This is a genomic window from Mesorhizobium sp. M5C.F.Ca.IN.020.32.2.1 (genome assembly GCF_004023105.1).
Classification (GTDB): domain Bacteria; phylum Pseudomonadota; class Alphaproteobacteria; order Rhizobiales; family Rhizobiaceae; genus Mesorhizobium; species Mesorhizobium wenxiniae.
Window position 1 is genome coordinate 1 of record NZ_RZSX01001552.1, and the last position, 638, is coordinate 638.

At 65.8% G+C, this 638-nt stretch carries 1 protein-coding gene; it reads right to left on the bottom strand.

Features of this window, described 5'->3' with window-relative positions:
• Window positions 1–41 precede the first annotated feature (41 nt).
• The coding region (locus tag EOA86_RS37385) for a phosphopentomutase (protein WP_128345878.1) at window positions 42–638 on the bottom strand (597 nt) is incomplete at its 5' end.

Genomic DNA, 638 nt, shown 5'->3' on the forward strand with positions numbered 1-638 from the left:
CCGGCTGCAGCCCCCGCCGCACCGTTTCGACCTCAGGCAACTCAGGCATGGCCGCCTATCGATTCATAGAAGGAGGTGCCGTGACGGCCGCGTGCCAGACCAAGATGCTCGGCGACGGTTTCACCGATGTCGGCGAACGTCGTTCTGAGCCCAATGTCGCCGCCAAAACCTGGTCCCGTGCCGATCACCGGAATGCGTTCGCGTGTATGATCGGTGCCGTGCCAGGTCGGATCGTTGCCATGGTCTGCCGTGAGGATGAGAAGGTCGCCTTGCCTCAGCCGTGCAAGCGCCTCCGGCAGCCGCCGGTCGAAGGCCTCGAGCGCGGCGGCATAGCCGGCGACATCGCGCCGATGGCCGAACTCTGTGTCGAAATCGACGAAATTGGCGAAGACGAGATCGCCGTCGCCCGCGTCAGCCATCGCGCCGAGCGCCTTGTCGAACATCGCCATGTTGCCGGCAGCCTTGCGCACTTCCGAAATGCCGCGATGGGCGAAGATGTCGCCGATCTTGCCGACCGCGATGACCCGGCTGCCGCGCGCCGTCAACCGGTCGAGCAGGGTCGGTTCAGGCGGCGGAACCGAATAGTCCCGGCGGTTGTGCGTCCGTTCCAAGCTGGCGGCGGGTTCCCCAATGAAGGG